The sequence below is a fragment of the Rhodohalobacter sp. 8-1 genome (assembly GCF_038150125.1).
Taxonomy (GTDB): Bacteria; Bacteroidota; Rhodothermia; order Balneolales; family Balneolaceae; genus SW132.
Genome location: NZ_JBBVMF010000018.1, coordinates 60,581 through 79,604 on the forward strand (window position 1 = coordinate 60,581; position 19,024 = coordinate 79,604).

17 protein-coding genes are annotated in these 19,024 nt (G+C 42.7%); 13 read left to right on the plus strand and 4 right to left on the minus strand.

What is annotated here, in order from left to right; all coding sequences use genetic code 11:
* Window positions 1–159 precede the first annotated feature (159 nt).
* The 10 genes from AABW11_RS15705 (at window position 160) to AABW11_RS15750 (ending at window position 11,282) form a co-directional block, all read left to right on the plus strand.
* Complete coding sequence (locus AABW11_RS15705; protein WP_340106079.1) at window positions 160–1,575, plus strand: sensor histidine kinase; 1,416 nt, start codon at window positions 160–162, stop codon at window positions 1,573–1,575.
* A 3-nt stretch (window positions 1,576–1,578) separates the two neighbouring features.
* A complete protein-coding gene (locus AABW11_RS15710; protein ID WP_340106080.1) occupies window positions 1,579–2,232 on the plus strand; it encodes a response regulator transcription factor in 654 nt (217 codons plus the stop codon).
* 217 nt (window positions 2,233–2,449) lie between these two features.
* On the plus strand, window positions 2,450–3,751 hold the full coding sequence (locus AABW11_RS15715) for a hypothetical protein (RefSeq protein ID WP_340106081.1): 1,302 nt from the start codon (window positions 2,450–2,452) through the stop codon (window positions 3,749–3,751).
* Between the two features lie 97 nt (window positions 3,752–3,848).
* On the plus strand, window positions 3,849–4,454 hold the full coding sequence (locus AABW11_RS15720; RefSeq protein ID WP_340106082.1) for a YceI family protein: 606 nt from the start codon (window positions 3,849–3,851) through the stop codon (window positions 4,452–4,454).
* A gap of 123 nt (window positions 4,455–4,577) precedes the next feature.
* The gene (locus AABW11_RS15725) at window positions 4,578–5,201 is read left to right on the plus strand and encodes a YceI family protein (RefSeq protein ID WP_340106083.1); all 624 of its coding nucleotides are present in this window, start codon (window positions 4,578–4,580) and stop codon (window positions 5,199–5,201) included.
* A complete protein-coding gene (locus AABW11_RS15730; protein ID WP_340106084.1) occupies window positions 5,182–5,829 on the plus strand; it encodes a hypothetical protein in 648 nt (215 codons plus the stop codon). The genes AABW11_RS15725 and AABW11_RS15730 overlap by 20 nt, the downstream gene beginning before the upstream one ends.
* Window positions 5,830–5,909: 80 nt before the next feature.
* On the plus strand, window positions 5,910–6,284 hold the full coding sequence (locus tag AABW11_RS15735) for a response regulator (protein WP_340106085.1): 375 nt from the start codon (window positions 5,910–5,912) through the stop codon (window positions 6,282–6,284).
* A gap of 321 nt (window positions 6,285–6,605) precedes the next feature.
* Entirely contained in the window at window positions 6,606–8,624 is a 2,019-nt protein-coding gene (locus AABW11_RS15740; RefSeq protein WP_340106086.1) for a M1 family metallopeptidase, read from the plus strand.
* 245 nt (window positions 8,625–8,869) lie between these two features.
* Entirely contained in the window at window positions 8,870–10,594 is a 1,725-nt protein-coding gene (locus AABW11_RS15745) for a sensor histidine kinase (protein ID WP_340106087.1), read from the plus strand.
* On the plus strand, window positions 10,584–11,282 hold the full coding sequence (locus AABW11_RS15750; protein WP_340106088.1) for a response regulator transcription factor: 699 nt from the start codon (window positions 10,584–10,586) through the stop codon (window positions 11,280–11,282). Before AABW11_RS15745 ends, AABW11_RS15750 begins: the two co-directional genes overlap by 11 nt.
* A 131-nt stretch (window positions 11,283–11,413) precedes the next feature.
* On the opposite strand, the gene AABW11_RS15755 is transcribed toward AABW11_RS15750, so the two are convergent.
* Both AABW11_RS15755 and AABW11_RS15760 read right to left on the minus strand, forming a co-directional pair.
* On the minus strand, window positions 11,414–11,956 hold the full coding sequence (locus tag AABW11_RS15755; protein WP_340106089.1) for an NADPH-dependent FMN reductase: 543 nt from the start codon (window positions 11,954–11,956) through the stop codon (window positions 11,414–11,416).
* Between the two features lie 326 nt (window positions 11,957–12,282).
* The gene (locus AABW11_RS15760) at window positions 12,283–13,629 is read right to left on the minus strand and encodes a replication-associated recombination protein A (protein ID WP_340106090.1); all 1,347 of its coding nucleotides are present in this window, start codon (window positions 13,627–13,629) and stop codon (window positions 12,283–12,285) included.
* 248 nt (window positions 13,630–13,877) lie between these two features.
* Here AABW11_RS15760 and AABW11_RS15765 point away from each other — a divergent pair, with 248 nt between their 5' ends.
* Window positions 13,878–14,126, plus strand: a complete 249-nt coding sequence (locus AABW11_RS15765) for a hypothetical protein (protein WP_340106091.1) — start codon at window positions 13,878–13,880, stop codon at window positions 14,124–14,126.
* A 149-nt stretch (window positions 14,127–14,275) separates the two neighbouring features.
* On the opposite strand, the gene rpsA is transcribed toward AABW11_RS15765, so the two are convergent.
* Together rpsA and cmk are read right to left on the minus strand one after the other, a co-directional pair.
* Complete coding sequence (gene rpsA / locus AABW11_RS15770; protein WP_340106092.1) at window positions 14,276–16,240, minus strand: 30S ribosomal protein S1; 1,965 nt, start codon at window positions 16,238–16,240, stop codon at window positions 14,276–14,278.
* A gap of 51 nt (window positions 16,241–16,291) precedes the next feature.
* The gene (gene cmk, locus AABW11_RS15775) at window positions 16,292–16,957 is read right to left on the minus strand and encodes a (d)CMP kinase (RefSeq protein WP_340106093.1); all 666 of its coding nucleotides are present in this window, start codon (window positions 16,955–16,957) and stop codon (window positions 16,292–16,294) included.
* 127 nt (window positions 16,958–17,084) lie between these two features.
* Here cmk and rpsT point away from each other — a divergent pair, with 127 nt between their 5' ends.
* Together rpsT and gpmI are read left to right on the plus strand one after the other, a co-directional pair.
* Window positions 17,085–17,336, plus strand: a complete 252-nt coding sequence (gene rpsT / locus AABW11_RS15780; protein WP_340106094.1) for a 30S ribosomal protein S20 — start codon at window positions 17,085–17,087, stop codon at window positions 17,334–17,336.
* An 11-nt stretch (window positions 17,337–17,347) separates the two neighbouring features.
* Window positions 17,348–18,868: a 2,3-bisphosphoglycerate-independent phosphoglycerate mutase gene (gene gpmI / locus AABW11_RS15785; RefSeq protein WP_340106095.1), complete on the plus strand. Its 1,521-nt coding sequence runs from the start codon at window positions 17,348–17,350 to the stop codon at window positions 18,866–18,868.
* Window positions 18,869–19,024 lie beyond the last annotated feature (156 nt).

Consider the following 19,024-nt stretch of genomic DNA (forward strand, 5'->3'; position numbering starts at 1 on the left):
AATCTGAGTTATTAATATTTATAAGTTAATTTAAAATAAGAGATTGCCAGACCATTCGTTAGTGATGATTTGCAGGATTTGGTTCCATTCGTCGATGGCTGTATTTTCCGTTTCGAAACCTGACGACAACGTCTCATCGCAAAAGTTTTAATTTGTTCTATGTTACAGACCCTCTTGATTGGTGAACAGAATTCCATTCGCGACATCCTTGTTGAAACGCTGAATAAGCGTAAACACATGGTAACTGTCATGGATAGCACCGAGGAGATCCCCGGGGACATAGACTTTTCCGAGTTCTCACTCATCTTCCTCTCTTCAATTTCGGATGAAACACTTTCGTTTTGCCGCGAATTGAGGCTGCAGCCAGTCGGCAAACAAATAGCAGTGGTAACGGTTGTAGACCCAGATAAACCACATCAACTCGATAACGTCATTGATGCTGGGGCTGATCAATGCATCATTGAATCCATTTATGATGAAAAGCGGCTGCATGTTAGGCTGGCGTTTGCCGAAAAAATGGCCCAAGAAAAAGTTCAGCAACAAATAACCGAGCAGCAACTTCGTGAAAGTGAAGCCCGTGCCCGTAGTATTCTTGAAACTACAGTTGACGCCATCATCACAATTGATACCCGCGGAACGATTAAAACCTTTAACAAAACAGCCGAAAAGCTTTTTGGATATTCCTCGAAAGAGGTAATTGGAGAAAATGTAAAAGTGCTGATGCCCGAACCCTATAAAGCTGAGCATGATGATTATATGGATCACTACCTTAAAACCGGTGAGCGAAAAATTATTGGCATCGGCCGAGAAGTAACAGGTCGCCGGAAAGACGGGTCCACATTCCCCATGTACCTTGCCGTGAGCGAAGTTAAACTTCCAAACCAGCATATATTCACCGGCATTGTTCGCGATATTTCGGAGCAGCGTCGGCTCGAACAGGAGGTGCTTCGGATCAGTGAGCACGAACGCCAGAGAATTGGGCAGGATCTGCATGATGGTCTGGGACAGATGCTGACGGGCATAGGACTCATCACGAAGAACCTCTCGCAACAGCTCAGGAATCAGGATAACCACCTGGCAGAAGAAGCCGATGAGATTAACTCTCTCATTAAAGAAGCAGATGAACACGCCCGTACACTGGCTCGCGGACTTGTTCCTGTTGAGTTTGAGGAAAAGGGCCTTGAAGCAGCGCTGGAACGCCTCAAACAGAATGCCGAAAAGCTTTTCGATATCCAATTTTCGCTCGAAGTGCTGGGCAAACTCGATTTTGATGATGCCACACAGGCTATCCACCTCTATAGAATAGCACAGGAGGGTGTCAGCAATGCTGTGAAACATGGTGCGGCGACGAAGGTGTCAGTGCACCTGGCATCTACAGAAAAACACATCCGTCTTCGTGTTGTTGATAACGGAACTGGATTTTCAAAAAACTGGGATGCTGAAGGAGGACTTGGCGTTCGCATCATGCAATTCCGGGCCCGTTTGATTGGAGGAAATCTTGAAATTAGTGATGTTCCCGAAAAAGGAGCTATTATCACCTGTACAATTCCTGTAATAAATCACAAATCTAAATAAACTATGCCTGCAAAAAAGAAAATCTTTATTGTTGACGACCATCCGCTGATGAGGAAAGGAATGGCCATGACACTGGATAACAGTGTAGAGTTTACCGTTTGCGGCCAGTCGGAGTCAGCTGAAGAAGCACTCAGTGAAATCCCATCTATTAAGCCAGATGCCTGTGTTGTAGATATTTCACTTCCCGGGATGAACGGTATTGAGCTGGTCAAAAATTTACTGGCCCAAATGCCTGATTTAAAGATCCTTGTGGTATCTCGCCACGACGAGGAGTTGTATGCTGAGCGAGCTATACGGGCAGGTGCTAAAGGCTATGTAATGAAGCTGGAAGCAGGAGATGTGCTTGTGAGTGCAGTTCGCCAGGTGATGAACGGTGGGATTTATTTAAGTGATAAAATAGGATCGCAGCTTATTATGAAAATCGCATCCGGTCAGTCGGCCGGGGATAATCCGCTTGAAATTTTGAGTGACAGGGAGCTGGAAGTTTTCGAACTGACCGGAAAGGGAGAGTCTACCAAAGAGATTGCCCAGCGCCTTCACGTTTCCGTAAAAACGATTGACACCTATAGAGCCCGCATCAAAGAGAAGATGCATTTAAAAACGGCCAATGAGCTTATGAGGCGGGCAGTTCAGTGGGTTGAGGGCGAAACTATCTAAAATAAATAGGTTCACAGGCTCACTTCCACCGCCTTTTTTTGCATTTTCACCCTGCCTTTCATCCCGTTGTAGTACATTTCCCTACAATGGCGTAGGGTTACCCCCGAGTCAATGTTCAGGTTTTCACGTTCACAGCATCGATGTAATTAATTTGATCTTATTCATGCACAAAGCAAACAACGCGTGCACGAATTTTTTCAACCTAACACATACAGACATGAAAACACTATTGACGAAAACCATAGTAACAATTTTTGCCTTTCTTTTTGTTACGGCAGGGGCCTATGCCCAGCAAGACAGGGATCTGCAATATTTTGTAGCTCCTGACAAAACAGGGCTTAACCAATTTGAGGCACCTTTTACCACAGACATGGAGTTTGATGGATTGAAGGTCCGAATTGGTGGATCCAACACACTGCAGTTTCAAGGCATTTCACACGATAACGATGCAGGAAGCCTTCCTGAACTCGAAAATAACTTTAACCTCGCAACATCCAACCTCGACTTCGACGTGCAACTGGACAGAGGGTTAAGAATGCACTTGCGCACATACCTCTCTTCTCAGCACCATCCGGAAGCCTGGGTAAAAGGCGGGTATATTCAAATTGACCGTCTCGACTTCATAGCTGAAGATTTTGCAGCCGGTCTTATGGATAATCTTCGCTTTAAAGTGGGACATATGGAACTAAACTACGGTGATGCCCACTTCAGACGGACCGATAACGGTGCAGCGATCCACAATCCGTTTGTAGGAAACTACATTATGGACTCTTTCACCACTGAAGTTGCAGGTGAGATATACTACTACAGCGGACCAATCTTTGGAATGTTTGGACTCAGTAACGGTAAATTGAACCAGAGTACTGAAGCCGGTGCATTCAAAACACACGCAACTGTATACGGAAAACTTGGTTATGACAAGCAAATCAACGACGATTTTCGCTTCAGATTAACCGGTTCCATACTTAACGTATCTCAGTCACCTTCGATTTATCTTTACTCAGGAGACAGAGCCGGCACCCGATATTACAACGTAATTACTCCTGGTAATTTCCGGGCAGGACGTTACGCACCAAGTTTCACGCCTGGACGCGGTCAAGATCCAGGTGTTGGTGAAATGACATCCATCATGATTAACCCATTTGTAAAATTTAACGGGCTTGAATTTTTCGGCCTCATTGAAAGTGTAACCGGAAAACAAACTGGATCAGTTGACACCGGTTTTACTGAGCCAGATTCCCGAAACTTTACACAACTGGCAGGCGAAGTTCTCTACAGATTTGGTGCAAGTGAAGACATTTATCTAGGAGCCCGGTATAACCTGGTAGACGGTGAACAGTCCAACGGTGATATCGAAATCACACGATTCAACATCGGTGGCGGCTGGTTCCTCACAAACAATGTTCTTGCCAAGTTGGAATATGTAACTCAGTCTTACGACGGGGAAGGATTCGATGGCGGTCCATTTGACGGAGCAACATTTGATGGTGTAATGCTTGAAGCCGTTGTAAGTTTCTAAATTTACAAGACCGAATTGAACACTTAAATATGTGCGGCTCCCTGATACGGAGCCGCATCTTTCAACTCAACTTTATTCACATTTAATCACTGACTAAATGAAACGCATAATATCAATTTCCATACTTCTTTCACTGCTTTTAACGTTCGTACAAATCTCTGATGCTCAAAATTCAACTGTACAACTAACCCTTCAAGAGGGTCACGATATGATGATTGACGGCACTTCCAATATTCGCGATTGGGATGCAGAGGTTAAAACTATTAATGCCAATTTTGTAATGAATGAGTTCGACATGAGCGACCTGTCATCTCTGTCGGTGGACCATTTTGAAACTCTCGAACTTACTATTCCGGTGGAAGACATAGAGTCCGGCTCCGGCAAGTTAACCAGCAATATGCATAAATATCTTAAAGAGAAAGACCATCCAAATATTACGTTTAATCTTCTAACTGTTGACTCTATAAGCGTAGATGGGAACAACGCCACGATAAATGCTACAGGTGTGGTAAACGCCGCCGGCGTGGATCACCAAACAACAATGACAGTGGACGCCCTATTCGAAAATGGCAGCGTCACCTTTTCCGGTACGCAGCCTCTGATGATGACCGATTTTAATATAGATCCTCCAACAGCACTTTTTGGAACCATTCGCGCTCGTGACGAAATAGATATTATTTATTCACTAACATTTTCAATGTAAGCGCGTTTAATGAGGCGTGATCGCCCGGACTCCCGAGAGCAGTTACCAATTTTATGTGGCTGCGGGTTTCCGGGTAATCTTTTTCCATATATATCTTTATTGTCCTGCTCAATTTAACCTTATTTGTCATTGCACAATCTCCGCATTCATATCCCTCTCCTTCTATTTTTTATCGGACTGATATATGGAACTGCTTTTGCCCAGGATATAACTGTTAACAATGAAAAAAGCCGGTTATGGATTGAAGGAAGTTCGAATGTAAATAAATTTCAGTGCAGGGCTGCCCGATACAATACTGATGTTTATCCACCCACACAGGATACAACCGTCCAGGTTGAGGTTGATATAGCCGTTGAAGGATTCGACTGTGGTAAGCGAAGAATGAATCGGGATCTGTATGAAACATTGCTTTCAGAACAGCACCCATTCATCAGTTTTGAATATAAGAGTACAGAATCAATGACGTATAACAAAGCAACTGACACTTACACATTAACAGTTAATGGCGCCCTTACCGTTGCCGGGCATACGAACAAAATTACATTCCCCCTGATAGCTGAAGTCATTGAGGATGGTAAAATAAAAGCCACGGGTCAAACCGACCTGAAGATGACAAATTACAATGTAGAACCTCCGAGTGCACTTCTGGGGCTTGTAAGGGTGAACGATGAACTCACTGTCCATTTTGATCTCATTGCCACGCTGAACAACATAGAACTCCCTCAAAATGGAAAAGATCAGGAATAAATTAGACATCTCTGATAGAATACTTCCTAAAGCTTATTGGGATGTAAAAAAATCAGGAAAAGTATTGGAACTCAGGGTACTCCCTTCCATCGATCAATCCCCTGAAAAATACCGACTCGGTATCATTCAAATTGGCCGTATCATTTCCCGAATTCAAATGCTGACAAAATACTCTGAAACTAAGCCACAAATTCAGCTCTTCCCTAATCTTGCGGAAAATCAGCTTGCCGCTACTGTTTACTGGCCGGCTTTTTTGGAAAACATGACGCAGGAAAAACATAATCAGGATCAGGTTCAGGATCATCTGCCGCCTCTTACAGTTCAGTGTATCAGTAAATATGCAGAGCATTACGATTTATCTCTCTCATCAGACAGTACGCACACTGTAGAAGATGGGGAAATGAAGACGTATTATGTCGTGAGTCAGTCTAATCAGCCCTTCATCTGGCTTAAAGTGGGTCAGTTTATCCAGGATTTAACTGAACACAACGATGATTCTGATGGCAGCAGTGATATTTCAATCGAGGTTCCCATGTCATACATACCGGAACACGATGCATCAGGAAAAAAAGCCGGCTACAGACAAGTAAAAATAAAGGCTCCTGCTGACAAAGAGCATCATGTTTGAAAAAAATTTTTTAGTTTTAAACCAATTTCCATAAGATATCTTACCTTGTCGGCTTAGGCACGGTAAACTCAAAAAAAATTATGAGTACAGATACAAAGACTGTTTTAATTGTCGAAGATGATTTAATACTAAACTTGCTCTACGAAAGCTTTATGGAAAAGATGGGATTTGAGACGCACGGAGAGCTGGTCTATGGTAAAACCGCAGTCGATATGACCAAAAATATCAGCCCGGATCTCATTCTGATGGATATTGCACTTGAAGGCGATATGAACGGAATTGAAGCGATGAAAAAAATTCGCGAATTTTCTGACGTTCCGGTCATCTTTATTACCGGTAATTCCGATGCAGAACATCGCGAAAAGGCGATGGCTACCTCCAATTCCTACTACCTGATTAAACCTGTTGAGTTTGAAGATCTCAAAGAAACACTTGCTGAAATAGGCCTTGCCTGATTCTGGCAATCAATAGAAACCAAAAGGATTTGCATAAGCTGTTTTGTTGCATTTCAAGGCAGAAAGTCCTGAGTCTATTTTTATTTAAAGTGGCCTTTGCATAACCAGGGACTTTTTCATAGTTCAGGGCTGGTCCACCAGCTAACGGGGAAATCGAATTAGTTTCGATATACGCGAGGATTTCGAAGTCACCTTAACGTCGGCATTTAACAAAACACTGCATTATATTTCCCCGGAAGTAAGCCCCTGCCATACTTCAATAAAAACTGGTACGATTTAAATTCTCCATCTTATTCAACCACTATATTTTATTACTTTTTTATGAATTTTTTTAGATTCGCTTCTGTCATTTCGCTCCTATTTCTAATCTCTTCCTGTTCAACACCCCAGCAAGCAGCGGAACCTGTTGAACCTCAGGATACACCTGTTGACAATATTGATCGCCCTTTACCCTATCCTCTCGACATTCCCAATGCTTATAGCCAGGCGGTGGAAAACGGAACGCGCACCTCTACGGGACACCCGGGTGAACAATATTGGCAAAACGAAGGAAGCTACCAGCTTCATGCCGAACTAGATACACTCAATAACATGATTCATGGTGAGGCAGACATCACCTATACAAACAATTCTCCGGACAATCTGAATGCGGTTGTGGTAGAACTCGCTCAGAACCTCCATAAAGAGGGGACTCCCAAAAAAGAGTCTACAGAAATTACGGGTGGAAAAGATATTCAACGCATTGCCATAAATGGAAATGAAATTTCCGAAACAACGATGCAGGCCCGCTGGACAACCGGAGCGAGCGGCTACTTGATAAATGGTACCAGGCTATACCTTTTCCCTGAAAGCCCAATCGGCACAGGCAGCTCTGTAAACCTTGAATTTGAGTGGAGTTTTGAAATCCCTCAACAAGGGGCATCGGGGCGCATGGGGCGGAGCAGGGATAATCTCTACATGATCTCTTACTGGTATCCACAGGTGGCCGTTTATGATGACGTTTATGGCTGGATGGACGACTCTTTTCTTGGCAATGCAGAGTTTTACCACAAATTCTCTGATTATGAGCTATCGGTAACCGCTCCGCGCGAATGGATTGTAATGGGCACAGGCGAATTTCTAAATCCTGAAGAAACGCTGAGCCCACAAACTCTTGAACGGTATAATCAAGCCGGCGCGAGCGATAGCGTAGTTGTTATAGCAAATTTTGATGAACTTGACAATGCCACAGCCCGGTCAGATTCAGGTACTTTAACCTGGCGTTTCAGTGCGGATCGCGTAACGGATGTGGCATTCAGTGCCACGCTTGAATCCAGGTGGGATGGCGCACGGGCAGCTGTGGGCGACCTGGATGGTGACGGCCAAACAGACTACACCCGCATCAACTCTTTTTATCGGGATACCGCCATTTTTTGGAATGAACAGACTGATTACGGCCAGCACTCCGTTACATATTTATCTGATTACATTGGCATACCTTACCCCTGGCCTCATATGACCTCGGTGGAAGGTGCAGGAATTATCGGCGGCGGAATGGAATTTCCCATGATGACGGTCATCGGCGATTATAACGGTGCAGGAGCCGTGAGCCTTTATGGTGTTACAGTGCATGAAATTGCCCACATGTGGGTTCCTATGATGGTCAGTACAAACGAGCGGCGGTATGCCTGGATTGATGAAGGCCATACGACATTTCATACTCAGCAAGCCAATGTTGACCGGTTCAGTGCAACCCGGTTCAGCCGCAACAATCTTTTCAGTCAGTATTTACAAATTGCCGGTACCGACTGGGAAGGCGAAATGATGCGATGGAGCGACTATCATTACCCCGGGCCAGCTTACGGTGTAGCATCTTACCCGAAACCTGCATCTGTATTAACCGCACTGCGAGGTGTATTAGGGGACGAGTTGTTTGAAGAGGCTCACAAGGAATTTATACACCGCTGGGAATATAAACATCCATATCCATGGGATTTCTTTAACACCATCGATGACGTATCCGGCCAGGACCTTTCCTGGTTCTGGAGAAGCTGGTATTACGAAACCTGGACTCTGGATCAGTCCATTGCAGACGTTTATACTGAAAATGGGGTAACAACCGTTATTATTGAAGATCTTGGAAATGTACCCATGCCGGTTCTTTTGAAACTAACATTAGATAATGGTTCAGTTCTCGATACTAAACTCGACGTTCAGGATTGGCTTGATGGACAACGGACTATTGATTTCTCCATTGAAACCGATTCCCCGGTCATCAAGGCGGAAGTTGATCCAAACGTATTCTTTCCGGATGTAAACAGGCGAAACAATACCTGGAATAGCACAGAATCAAACGAATAACATCGTCGGATCACTTTAATCAAATTTAGGTTCAGGAAAAATAGTCTCAGGTAGAAGCCTGTTGTAAAATTCTATATAAGATTGTTGGAAAGCTTTTAACTCATGCGAATTTTTTAGATCATTTATAAAATAATTACTAAAGCGAACTTGCTGGATTTTAGCCGGTTGTCAAAGAGAGTCCGCTTTAGTATGTCGCATATTTCAAACACGCTTACAGGTTTATACTGCTAAATTTAATCGCCCCTATGAAGCTCTTACAAAAGCTAAAAAAAGCGAACACACTTCGAATTGTTTTTTTCGGTGTCGCTATAATAGCGGTGGTTGCCCTCACATTATTGAATGTTTACTCTCTTTACGAGCTAAGAAACTCATCAATTGAGTCAGCTACGGATGTAAAAAAACTCCAGATTGAAGAGTTTGCAAATACGATTCAGTATCACTTTTATGGATCTGTTTGGGACTTGAGAAAAATGGATATGAATACAGTTGAATCCGGTTGGCAAAACAATCAGAATTTGCCAGAGCCGTTCCTTGAAATTCTTCAGAAAGTGACTAAAGATCCGCTTTACAGCAGCATTCATTTTATCCATAAAAATAACGACGGCTGTGTTGATCCTAATCTTCCCGTTTATAGGTTTGATGCACCTCAAAACAGGTTTGAAGCCGTAAGTGACGTTCCGAATCTTGTATGTGATGGATTTGGAATTTCAAAATCCCGCGCCCGCGCCATTGTTGATGATTACAGGTTCAATACCAGAACCACGTTCGATTCCCACCGCTCATTAACTATTGCCCTGGTGGATTTGACTGATAATTCTGTGATTGGCCATCTTAATCTACTGATCGATAAAGATTATCTGCTAAACGATTTTATTGCTAACGAGATGAATAAGAGTTTTGGTAGTGCCGAAGAGTCAGGCATAGTTGTATGGCTCAGAGACTGGATCCAGGACGATATCCTGTTAAGCAGCGATACGTCTTATACATATGACCGTGATCAATATCCTATTGATATACGTCAGCGATTTTCTGACTCACTGGACGACTGGAACTTGCATGCAACTATTCTTGAATCCCCAACCATAGCGGCTTCTGATGCATCCCTGGCAAGAAACCTCATCGTGCTGGGTGTCTCTGTTTTTGTACTGTTTGGCGCCCTTATTTTCATCTTTATTATTGCTAAGCGCGAACGGGAACTTGCCGAAAGGCAGGCTGGATTTCTTGCTAATATAACTCATGAGCTTAAAACGCCGCTGGCTGTTATGCAGGCTGCGGGAGAAAACCTGTCGGACGGGCGTGTCACCGAAGGCAAGCGTTTGAAAAGTTACGGTGACCATATTTATAATGAGTCCGTACGGTTAAAACGGATGATTGAAAAACTACTCGATGCTGCAAAAGTAGACTCTGGTCAGCTCTCAACCGAACAAGCGCCTCATTTTTTGCAGGAATTAACGGCAGAATTTGTTGAGGCTAACCGTGGCTATATCGAAGACCAGGGTTTCACCTTTACATTCACACATGATAAGGATCTTCCTATGATAATGGTAGATGCCGACCATGTTGAGACAACACTCAACAACCTTGTTGAAAATGCTATGAAGTACAGCAGAGACACTAAGGAAATTTCAGTAAAGGTCGAGAAAAAAGGTAGCTTTGTAGCTATTTCGGTTTCCGATAAGGGAACCGGAATTCCAAAAAATTCACTTCGCTACATCTTCGACAAATTTTACAGGGTCGAGGACAGCTTGACTGCAAAAACAAAAGGACACGGCCTCGGTCTGTCTATTGTTAAAAATATGATAGAAATGAATGGAGGAACTATTGATGTTAAAAGCGAATATGGAAAAGGTTCTACATTCATTGTAAAATTTCCGACACTAATGACGTCAGTTGCAGATATCGACCAATCTGCACCTGCTACCGCAAATGATTCTATAACTAAGGAGAAAGTTGGCCCATATGTCCAATAAAAAGATTTTGATTGTAGAGGATGAGCCAAGTTTGGTATTCACCCTTCAGGATACACTTGAAAGTGAAGGATATAACGTGAGTGTGGTATCCGACGGCGAAGCCGCAATCGAAAAAACAAAACAAATAAAACCCGATTTAATGCTTCTTGACCTTATGCTGCCCGGTATGAGCGGCTACGAAATCTGTAAAAAGATACGTGCAATGAAGTATACCTTTCCAATCATTATGCTGACGGCCCGGGATCAGGAAGTTGATAAAGTAGCCGGGCTTAATATCGGAGCCGACGATTATATAACAAAACCGTTTGGTGTGAAGGAGTTGCTCGCCAGGATACAGGCGAGGCTCCGCCGAGCAAGCTCCTATTCCAAATCAGGCCCGCTTGAGGTGCTAAAACTTGGAAATGTTAAAATTGATCTAAAAGAATCAGAAGTTATTAAACCGAATGGTGTCATACATCCACTGTCTACCCGCGAAGTGGAAATGATTCAATACCTGGTGGAACGAGCAAATCAGCCTGTATCACGTGATGAACTTCTTGAACAGGTATGGCGATACGAATACAGCACAAATACACGCACCGTGGATGTGCATATTTCAAAACTCCGTGCCAAAATTGAAGAGCACCCAGACGATCCTCACTACCTTGTCACACTGCATGGTGTGGGTTATATGCTCAAAATAAACTGATATTCATAGAGTGATAATACTAACCTTACCATACACCGGCTTTAATATCATTTGTGGAATATTGACATCAAAGCCGGCCGGTAAGTGACTCTTACTATTTCACCTCGAATAGCGTGAAGCGTGACTCAATATCAGGCTGATACCTTCTCAACAAACTCAACAAATCCGTTAAGCTGATCCTCCAGCAACCCCTGAAGCATATCTGATTTCAATCCTTCCGCACGATCAAAGTTTTTGTCGACACCTTTAATAAACATACGCTCGGAAAAAATAAGGGCTTTTCTGTAGGATAATATTTGCTGCAAATGTTCAACTGGGCGCAGTGCACCGAATGATCCTGCAGCCTCGCCGATAAAGGAAACGGGCATATTATCCATCGCTTCAGGAAAGGGAAGATAGTCGATAAACAATTTCAAAACGCCGGGAAATCCTCCATTGTACTCAGGAACAACAAATAAAAATCCGTCCGCGTCCAAAAAGGCTTTATTAAACGTTTTTACGCTTTCAATATCCTCTCCGTATTTTCCCCCTACAACATCAGCATATGGGAAGTCTTTAAGTGAGAATAATTCAACGTTGGCTTTGTCATCCATAAATTCTTTCACGTAGCCTGACACTTTTAAAGCATTAGAGCCGGGTCTATCTGTTGATGACAATATGTGGATTGTATTCATTGTTGGTTAACTGATTAGATTTTATTCAATTTAGTTTAATGTTAAACCTTTTGTGAGGTTGTAACGTTCACACCTCGCACAAAGTTTTTGCAATTGCCAAGGTTCCGTTCAGCCAAATATATAATCAATTATCCTGGACTGATAAAAAAAGCGGTTTTCCATTATATTGATATAAATAATTTAATTATAATAAAATGACATAATTTATTTTGTATTTACCGCCATTCATATTAAATTTTTAACCGAAAGCGATACTCGTGTTATGGTAGACATCGAGAAATAGCTCCAACAATCTCACCCGAAACGGATAGTTTCGGGTGAGACTTTTAAAGCTTCTCTCCCCTGATATTCCTTAATCTCTGCCAAAGCTTTGCTTCCCTGCCTGACTCGCCCGGCTCATACCATTTTTGATCTTTTAACTCGTCCGGCAAATACTGTTGCTCTACCCAGTGATTTTCATACTGGTGGGGGTATTTGTAATTTTCTGATGCATTTTCTGTCCCCAGGTAAACAGAGCTTTTTTTATTAGCTGTTTTATCTCGCAGATGTGGCGGTACCTGACCGGCACCTTTATTCCGAATGGTTTTATTTACCTCAAAAATTGCTTTAGCAGAATTACTTTTCACTGAAAGCGCCAAAAAGATTGCGCAATGAGACAGGAAATAAAGCCCTTCGGGCATCCCGGTTTTCAAAAAAGATTCATGAGTCGAATTAACAACAGTAATCGCATAAGGGTCGGCCATGCCCACATCTTCGGAAGCAAATATCAAAAATCGCCTGAATATGAAATTCGGATCTTCTCCTGCTTCAAGCATCGCATTCATCCAGTAAAGAGATGCATCAACGTCTGACCCCCGCATAGACTTGATTAAAGCAGATGCGTAATGGTAGTGCTCATCGCCGGTCTTATCATACCTTACATTCCGTTTCTGAATCGACTCCCGTGCAATATTAATGTCAATTACAACTGAACCGTCTTGATTTTTAGGAGTTGTGAGCGCAGCCATTTCAATAGCATTCAGTGCATTTCGTACGTCACCACCGGCATACTCTGCAAAATGTTCCTTTGCCTCTTGAGTCAGATCAAGATCTAAATAGCCCAGCCCTTTCTCCTCATCGCTCAACGAACGGTCAATCATAGTTACAATGTCCGGTTTTGTAAGCGGTTTGAGTTCAAAAAGCTGGCACCTCGATAACAATGGATTTACCAGCGAATAGAACGGGTTTTCAGTAGTAGCCCCTACTAGAATGATGACACCTGATTCAAGGTGTGGAAGCAGTGCATCCTGCTGGGCTTTATTCCAGCGATGAATCTCGTCCACAAACAGAATAGTGCGTTTGCCCGTCGCTTTTCGTTCATGATCTGCTTTTGAAACAACACGGCGCAGCTCTTTAATACCGTCTAGCACTGCATTTATGATCTCAAACCGAGCATCAATTTCTTTAGAAATAACATGTGCAAGTGTCGTTTTTCCGGAACTTGGCGGGCCATAGAATATGAGAGACCCTATCATTCCGCTTTCAATCATTCGCCGAATCATCTTACCCTCCCCCACCAAGTCTTCCTGCCCCACAAACTCATCGAGGTTTTCAGGCCGCATTCGCGTTGCCAGCGGCTGATTTATATTGGAACCCTTAAGTGTATCGCCATCGTCGTCTTTAAATAGATCCATTTATTAAAATTGGGTATAGTGTATATATAAGAATGCTTTTCAAACCCTGTATGAGAAATACATAATTTAAAGTGTTACCAATTTTATGATATATTCTCTATGGAGATGTATTGATTTTATTAAAATTCTTTAATCATCATATTATCGAATGTAAATAAATGATGTTTACAGAAAGTTTTCGCATGTTAGTTCATGCTTCTAATCAGTACATAAAACTACGTTACAAAACAAAAGCTTTAGGATAAATAATGAAAATCAGATTTGTCGACAGGTCAGACATAAAAGTATCAAGAAAAAGTAAATCTAAGTACCGACCGTTGAAGGAAGCCATTTCGGAGTTAGAGCCGGGTGGCGATGCGATCCAGGTTAAATTTTCCGACGAAAAAGAACTTACATCACTTCGCAATGTAATCTACACATATAACAGAGAAACGGGAAGCAATGTGCGCAGCAGTGCTGACATGTCTAAGAATCTCATTTATTTCTACGTTAAATAGACTGTTATATTTTCATTCAGTTGTAAGTTTTTTTTACGCTTTTTCCAATCCTCTACAGTTACTGCATCAACACTAAAAGACATAAAAAAGGCTGCCGAATTTAATTCGGCAGCCTAATTTTTTTGTCTCTAAACAAAAGGACTAAATTATTAGTCTTCGTTTTCCTCTTCTTCTTTTTTCTTTCCAGCCAGTTTCTCAGCTAGTCCTGAAACTTCACCCAGCGTTGGGGTTCCGGTTTCAATATTTTCAGGCTTCTTAGGAGCCTTTTTCTTCGCTTTGGAAGCCTCTTTCTTAGACTCACTTTCGAGCTGATTCAGTTCAATTGTTTTGCTTGATTCATCAAACTTAACAACAAAACCGCTAACTGTATCGCCTTCGCTGAAGGCTTCTTTATGATCTTCTATGTCGCCTTCCAGTTTAGAAGCAGGTAAGAATGCTTCGGCACCGAGCGGTAATTCAACAAAGAGACCTTTGTCGGTAATCTTGCTTACGGTTCCTTCTGCCTTTGTTCCAAGCCCATACTCTTCCGCATATTTTTCCCATGGATTATCTTCCACTTGTTTATGCCCGAGAGTAATTCGCCGGTTATCAAAGTCAACAGCAAGAATCACGACTTCAAGTTCCTGGCCTTTATCAACTGCCTCATTCGGATGCTCTATATTTTCCGTCCAGCTCAGGTCAGATACGTGAACAAGGCCGTCAATTCCGGGTTCGAGTTCAACAAACACGCCGAAGTTGGTAAGATTTCGAACTTCTCCTTTGTGCTTCGACCCAACAGGGTATCGCTCCAGGAGGTCTTCCCATGGATCCTGCTCGAGTTGCTTGACACCAAGAGAAATTTTCTTCTCTTCTTCGTTGATGTTTAGAACTACACATTCAATGATATCATCCTTCTGAACAAGTTGTGACGGATGCTTAATATGCTGAGTCCACGACATCTCACTGATGTGAATCAATCCTTCAACACCTTTCTCAAGCTCAATAAAAGCTCCGTAATCTGCAATTGAGACTACTCGGCCCTGAACCCTCATGTTGTCAGGATATTTGATATCGATGTCGTTCCATGGATGTGGCTGCAATTGCTTCAGACCCAGTGATACTCGTTTAGAGTCCTCATCAAAGTCGATTACTGCAACGTTCATCTTCTGGTCGAGCTTAACAATCTCTTCCGGATGATCCACACGTCCCCATGAGAGGTCCGTGATATGGAGGAGGCCGTCAACACCACCAAGGTCAATAAAGACACCGAAGTCGGTGATATTTTTGACAATTCCTTCCAGAACCTGTCCGGCTTCAATTGTTTCAAGAATTTCTTCACGCTGTTCTTCAAGGTCAGACTCAATAAGAGCTCTGTGAGAGATCACAACGTTCTCGGCCTGCATGTTCAGTTTCACAACCTGAAATTCCATCGTTCGATCGACATAAGCGTCGAAATCACGAACAGGACGAACATCAATTTGCGAACCGGGCAGGAATGCGTCGATGCCAAAGACATCTACAACCATACCGCCTTTAATTCGTCGCTTAATATGACCTTCAATAACCTCTCCGGTCTCATAAGCCTCTTCAAGATTCTCCCATGCCTGCAGGATGTCTGCTTTTCGGCGGGAAAGGATAAGCTGGCCTTCGCGGTCTTCAACTCTGTCAAGAAATACTTCAACTTCGTCACCCGGCTGAAGATTATCTAAAACCTTGTTACTAAATTCATTGACAGGAACAATTCCTTCAGACTTAAACCCGATGTCAACAATTACATACTTATCGTCAACTGAAACGACGATGCCCGTAACAATTTCTTTCTCTTCAATTTCACTAAGAGTTCCTTCGTACATGCCGGCGAGTTCGTGGAACTCTTCATCGGTATAGTCTTCTGACTCCGCCTGCAGCTGGTCAAATGTGTAGGTTTCTCCTTCAACGTCTCCTGAGTAATTCGGCAGTTCAAATGCTTCTTCAGGTGTTTCTTTACTTTCTTCGTCCTTTACGTCTTCTGACGCTTCTTTTTCTTCAGGAGCCTCTGCTTCAGCTACTTCTGTTTCAACATCAACTTGCTCTTCAGCGGTTGTTGTTTCTTCAATTTCTTCGTTTTGCGTGTTTTCTTTTTGTTCTTCTGACATTCAGGTTTCCAGTTAAAATTGCCATCCCGATAATTAGCGGGAGGATTAGAGTTAAGAGTTTATGTGTAATTTATTATTAATAATGGCTGCCATTTCAGCAACTTGTTCTTCAAATGTTTTACCCGTGGTATCAATTACGATTGCATCATCAGCTTTTTTCAGCGGATCCGCATCTCGAGTTTTATCTTTGTGATCTCTCTCTTTCAGGTTTTGGATTACACGCTCGCGTGTAACAGCATGCCCTGAGGCTTCCATTTCCTGATATCGCCTGTCTGCGCGCTCTTCAATGGATGCATCCATATAAAACTTAAGGTCTGCATCCGGAAAAACAGCAGTGCCAAGGTCTCGCCCATCTGCAATGAAGGTGTTTTGTTCTACAAGTTCACGCATGAACTGATTCACCTTTTTCCGCACTCTCGGAAGCGATGCAATATCACTTACATGGTTCGCGACAGCTGATGAGCGGATATCATCGGAAACATCATTGCCATTCAACCATACGGTAAAACTGTTGTTGGTTAAATCAACATTGAGATCCAAAGCGGGCAATAAATCAAAGAATTTTTCTTGATCGGGTTTTCCTTTCAGAATCCAGTAATAGGTAACAGCGCGGTAAAGAGCACCTGAATCTAAAAAATGTATATTTAATTGATTAGATAGGGCTTTTGCGGTGGAACTTTTACCAGACCCGGCGGGTCCGTCGATTACTATAATCATTATAGCCTCATTAAGTTAAATTTTTTGACTCAAAGATTCAATCCATTCTTGTACCTTAATTTTAGAAACGTTAATTTCCAAAGCTCTAAATATAACGAGTTATTCAACGTAATCTATAGAAAATACTATGCCACAACATAAATCAGCAATTAAAAGACTGCGCCAAAGTAAAAAGCGACAGCAGCATAACAAGGGACGAAAGACCAAGATGAGGAAACTTGTTAACAAAGTTTACGAATCTGAGAACAAAGAGGAAGCACAAGAGAACCTCAAAAATGCTGTAAGCTTTATTGACAGACTTACAACAAAGGGAATTCTTCATAAGAATACTGCAGCCCGACAAAAGTCTAAATTGACTCAGTACGTTAACAACCTTTAAGATCCGATCTATTGTCACATTCCACTGAACGATCACTGCTTATCATTCTTGATGGCCTCGGTATTGCAGATAATCCCGATGTCAGTGCAGTTGATAAAGCAAGTAAACCTTTCTTTGATTCACTTCTCAAAAATTATCCAAACGCAAAGCTTTCGGCAAGCGGTAAAGATGTAGGACTGCCGGACGGGCAGTTCGGTAACTCAGAAGTAGGCCATTTAAATATTGGAGCAGGGCGGATTGTTTGGCAGGAATTGACGCGCATAAATAAGTCGATCGAAGAAAAAGAGTTTTTTGAAAACAGCGTTTTGGCCGACGCGTTTGAGAAAGCAAGAGAAAACGGACGCATTCACTTTATGGGACTTTTGTCCGATGGTGGTGTTCACAGCTATAATTCGCATCTCTACGCACTCCTGGAGATGGCGAAAAAAAAAGGTGTCGACAACGCCTACATTCATGCTTTTACTGACGGCAGGGATACATCTCCCCACGGCGGAAAAGAGTATTGCAGGGAGCTTCAAAACAAAATAGATTCCCTCGGTGTCGGCGAAATTTCCTCCATCATAGGCCGTTACTTCGCCATGGATCGTGATAACCGGTGGGAACGCACCGAGAAAGCTTTGCAGCTTTTGATTAATGGCAAAGGTGAGGCGGCCGATAGCAGCGATGACGTCTTCGATAAAAGTTATGAGGACGGGGTGACTGATGAATTTATAGAACCTCATATCCTCTCAGACGACAGCAGCCGGATTCAGGAGAATGATGTTGTCGTATTTTTCAATATTCGGGGTGACCGGGCGCGGCAAATCACGAAGTCCTTATTAAATCTTGATGATGTTCCCGTTCAATCCGGCCTGAATCATTTGCATTATGTCACATTTACGTCGTACGACGAAACATTTGATGAGCATGTGCATGTAGCATATCCTCCCCTGCGCCTGAAGAATACTCTTGGGGAATTTGTTTCCGCTTCAGGATTACAACAGCTTCGTATTGCTGAAACTGAAAAATACCCTCATGTAACTTATTTTTTTAATGGAGGCGAGGAAACAGCAAATGAGGGTGAAGACCGAGTCATGATCCCCAGCCCGAAAGTGGCAACATACGATCTTCAGCCAGAAATGAGTGCGGAGGAAGTAGCAGACACACTCATTGATAACATCAACACAGAGAAACACCAGCTGGCAGTTGTGAATTTTGCCAATCCGGACATGGTTGGCCACACCGGTGATATGGACGCCACCATCCAGGCAATAGAGTTCGTGGACAAACAATTAAAAAAAGTTGTTGAAGCCGCAAAAGATCACGACTACAATATCGTTATAATTGCAGATCACGGTAATGCTGACTGTATGAAACAGCCGGACGGTTCCGCGCACACTGCACACACAACTGCAAATGTACCCGTTATTGTTATCAGTAATTCATCAGTCAAAAAGATAAACAACGGAATTCTCGCTGATGTGTCTCCTACCCTATTAAAGTTAATGGGGTTAGATGCTCCGGACGAGATGACCGGCACTCCTCTTTTTTAGCATTTAATCTCCGTATATTAAGAATAGTTATGAGCATGTCATTTGTTTGCATTTGCAACCATGCTATACTACTTTCGAAAAGAGCATGAACTAATAGTATTCTTCGCTCGTTACGCTACATAGAAATTAAATACGTAAATACGTAAAATCAGCAGG